The sequence below is a fragment of the Kitasatospora sp. NPDC057223 genome, from assembly GCF_042669755.1.
In the GTDB taxonomy this organism is placed as follows: Bacteria; Actinomycetota; Actinomycetes; order Streptomycetales; family Streptomycetaceae; genus Kitasatospora.
In genome coordinates this window covers 1-3,459 of sequence record NZ_JBHUWW010000280.1, presented here as the reverse complement: position 1 = coordinate 3,459, position 3,459 = coordinate 1, and the positions used below count along the sequence as shown (strand labels likewise).

General features: G+C 71.5%; 3 protein-coding genes. 1 reads left to right on the top strand and 2 read right to left on the bottom strand.

Annotation, left to right across the window (positions count from 1 at the left end):
- Positions 1-47: 47 nt before the first annotated feature.
- Both ACFUK0_RS39965 and ACFUK0_RS39960 read right to left on the bottom strand, forming a co-directional pair.
- Positions 48-1,598, bottom strand: coding sequence for an MDR family MFS transporter (locus ACFUK0_RS39965; protein ID WP_380258975.1), 1,551 nt, complete (start codon positions 1,596-1,598; stop codon positions 48-50).
- A gap of 158 nt (positions 1,599-1,756) precedes the next feature.
- Complete coding sequence (locus ACFUK0_RS39960; RefSeq protein ID WP_380258973.1) at positions 1,757-2,254, bottom strand: MarR family winged helix-turn-helix transcriptional regulator; 498 nt, start codon at positions 2,252-2,254, stop codon at positions 1,757-1,759.
- Positions 2,255-2,374: 120 nt separating this feature from the next.
- Here ACFUK0_RS39960 and ACFUK0_RS39955 point away from each other — a divergent pair, with 120 nt between their 5' ends.
- Positions 2,375-3,406 (top strand): DUF3533 domain-containing protein, encoded by a 1,032-nt coding sequence (locus ACFUK0_RS39955; RefSeq protein WP_380258971.1) that lies wholly within the window; start codon positions 2,375-2,377, stop codon positions 3,404-3,406.
- The last annotated feature ends 53 nt before the right edge of the window (positions 3,407-3,459 follow it).

Below are 3,459 nucleotides of genomic sequence, written 5' to 3'. Positions count from 1 at the left end.
GGATCATCCGCCCCGGCCGTCGTGCGTTGTCCGCAGGGTGCCGGCGGTCAGGCCTCGGCGCCGGTCTTCAGCGGTGCCTCGTGGATGAAGAGCACCACCAGGAACGCGAGCAGCGCGAACGGCGCCGCCATCAGGAACACCACGCCCACGCCGTGGCCGAACGCGTCCGTCACCAGCGGGACGAGCGGTGCGGGCAGCTTGTGCAGGTCGGGGATCTCGCCGCCGCCGACCGCGCCGCCGGACGGGACGCCCGCGGCGGCCAGGTTCTCGGTCAGGTACCGGCCGACCCGGTCGGTCATCAGGGCGCCGAGCGCCGAGACGCCCATCGCGCCGCCCATGGTGCGGAAGAAGGTGACGACCGAGCTGGCCGCGCCGAGCTCGTGGCGCGGCACGGTGTTCTGCACCGCGAGGACGAGGTTCTGCATGGTCAGGCCGAGGCCGATGCCGGTCAGCGCCATGTAGAGCGAGAGCAGCCCGTACGACGTGTCGTCGCGGACGGTGCCGAGCAGGCCGAAGCCGACCGCCAGCAGGAACGTTCCGGCGACCAGGTAGCCCTTCCAGCGGCCGTACCGGGTGATCAGCCGGCCGGCCACGGTGGAGGAGACCGCGAGGCCGAGGATCATCGGCAGCGTCATCAGGCCGGCCATCGTCGGCGACTTCTCGCGGGCCAGCTGGAAGTACTGGCTGAGGAAGGTCGTCGCGCCGTACATCCCCACGCCGACCAGCACGCTGGCGGTGGCGGCGAGGACGACGGTGCGGTGCCGGAAGAGGGCCGGCGGGATGATCGGCTCGGCCGCGCGGCGCTCGACGAGCACGGCGAGGGCGCCGAGCAGGAGGCCGCCGCCGACCATGGCGAAGGTCTGCCAGGAGAGCCAGGGGTAGTTCTTGCCGGCCAGCGTGATCCAGATCATCAGCAGGCTGACGGCGCCGGTGATGACCGTCGCGCCGAGGTAGTCGATCTTCGCCTTGCGCCGGACGACGGGGAGCTTGAGAGTCCGCTGCAGCACCAGGATGGCGACCAGCGAGAACGGGATGCCCACGTAGAAGCACCAGCGCCAGCCGAGCCAGGAGGTGTCGACGATGACGCCGCCGATCAGCGGGCCGCCGATGGTGGCCAGCGCGAAGATCGCACCGAAGTAGCCGCTGTAGCGCCCGCGCTCGCGCGGCGGGACCATCGCGGCGAGGCAGATCTGCGCGAGAGCGGTGACGCCGCCGGCGCCGATGCCCTGCAGGACCCGGCAGGCGATCAGCTCGGCGGTGTTCTGGGACAGGCCGGCGAGCGCCGAGGAGACGATGTAGATCACCAGTGCGATCTGCACCAGCAGCTTCTTGCTGACCAGGTCGGAGAGCTTGCCCCAGATCGGGGTGGACGCGGTGAGCGAGAGCAGTGCGGCGGTGATCACCCAGGTGTAGGCGGACTCGCCGCCGTGCAGGTCGGTGAGGATCCGCGGCAGGGCGTTGGAGACGACCGTCGAGGAGAGCACCGCGACGAACAGGCCGAGCAGCAGCCCGGAGAGGGCTTCGAGGACCTGGCGGTGGGTCATGGGAGTGTCGTCGGTGGCGGCGGCTCCGGTCGAGACGGGTGAGCTGACGGTCATCGGGGTCCTTCGGCTTTTTGGTGCGAAAATTCGTTGCCTTGAGCAACCATAAGGAGAATGGTTGACTCGGGCAACTTTATTCAAGCCCAAGTAAAATCCCCGACTGTACCTTTTGCCCGGTCTTTGCCCCGGCCGCCGCGGCCCGCGCGGACGCGCCGTCAGCGCCCGACGGCCTCGTCGGCCCCGTTGCCGGCCGGCTCCTCGGCCACGTCGTCCGTCAGGTCGTCGGTCAGGTCGTTGAACCGCTCCAGCAGGTCGGCGAACCGCGCGACGTCGTCCTGCGGCCAGGTCGCCATCAGGCGCCGGAACCGGGCCGTACGGGAGTTGCGCACCCGCAGGTAGCGCGTCGCCCCGTCCTCGGTCAGCGAGACCAGCGCTGCCCTGCGGTCCAGCGGATCCGCCTCCCGGGCCACCAGCCCGATCTCCTCCAGCGTCTTGATCTGCCGGCTCACCGTGGCCTTGCCCACCGAGAAGTGCGCCCCGATGTCCGTCAGCCGCACCCGGCCGGCCTGCTCGACGAAGCCGAGCATGCTGTACGCCATGCCCTCCAGTTCCGGGTGCACCTGGCGCGACAGGTCCGCGACCTTGGCCCGCCCCCGCCGGAACAGCAGCGCAATCTCCCGCTCCACCGCCAGCAGAGCCTGCTCGTCACTCACCGGGCCAGTATCGCGCAGCTCGCGGGGCCGCCCGGCGCGGGAGCCCCGGGGCCGCAGGTACTTGATGGTATGAATCATCTGATTGATACCCACAGGTAACCGACAGCTAAGGGGATGTTGATGGCCGCCCCCGCCCAGGGATTCGTCGCCGAACTCAAGGACGCGGTCACCCCGCGTGCAGCGCTGCTGGTGATCGCGGTCCTCCTGCTCCAGCTCGGCTTCATCGTGTCGTACGTCGGTGCCCTGCACCACCCGTCCCCGCACGAACTGTCCATCGCGGTGGTCGCCCCGCCCCAGGTGCAGCCGCAGCTGGTGGCGGCCCTGGAGGCCGTGCCGGACGACGCCGTGCGGGCCGTCACCGCGGCCGACCGGGCGGAGGCGACCGCCCGGATCAAGGACCAGAAGATCTACGCGGCCCTGGTCGTCGACCCGGCGGGCACCCAGGACACCCTGCTGGTGGCCGACGCCCGAGGCCCGGCGGCGGCCCGTGCCGCCGAGACGATCGTCACCGAGCTCGACAGGAGCCAGGGGCGGACGGTCGCCGTCGAGGACGTGGTGCCGCTCGCCGCGGGGGACGCCGAGGGGCTCTCCTCCTTCTACCTGGTGATCGGCTGGTGCGTCGGCGGCTACCTGGTCGCCTCGATCCTCGGCATCAGCGCCGGCTCGCGCCCGGCCAACACCGACCGGGCCGTGATCCGGCTGGGTGTGCTGGCGCTCTACTCCGTCGCGGCCGGCATCGGCGGCGCCCTGATCGTCGGCCCGGTGCTCGACGCGCTGCCCGGCTCCACCTTGGGGCTGCTCGGCCTCGGCAGCCTGGTGGTGTTCGCGGTCGGCGCGTTCACGATGGCGATGCAGTGCCTGTTCGGCATCGTCGGCATCGGCCTGGCCGTGCTGCTCTTCGTGGTGCTGGGCAACCCCAGCGCGGGCGGGGTCTTCCCGCCGCCGCTGATGCCGGCGTTCTGGCGGGCCATCGGCGCGTGGTTCCCGAACGGCGCGGGCACCGACGTGGCCCGGTCGATCGCGTACTTCAACGGCACCGGCATCGCCGTCCCGCTGATGGTGCTGATCGCCTGGGCGGTGGTGGGCGTCGCCGTCACGCTGGTCTCGGTGGCGTTCAAGCCCGGTCGCGAGAGCGGGGCCGAGCCCGCCTGACCTGCTACCGCCGCAGGACGCGGACGGCCGGCCCCCTCGCCGTGGGCCGGCCG

What these genes read in the sequence shown, in the direction of transcription:
- ACFUK0_RS39965 (WP_380258975.1), bottom strand. Translation starts at nt 1,598, where the DNA reads ATGACCGTCAGCTCACCCGTCTCGACCGGAGCCGCCGCCACCGACGAC.
- ACFUK0_RS39955 (WP_380258971.1), top strand. Translation starts at nt 2,375, where the DNA reads ATGGCCGCCCCCGCCCAGGGATTCGTCGCCGAACTCAAGGACGCGGTC.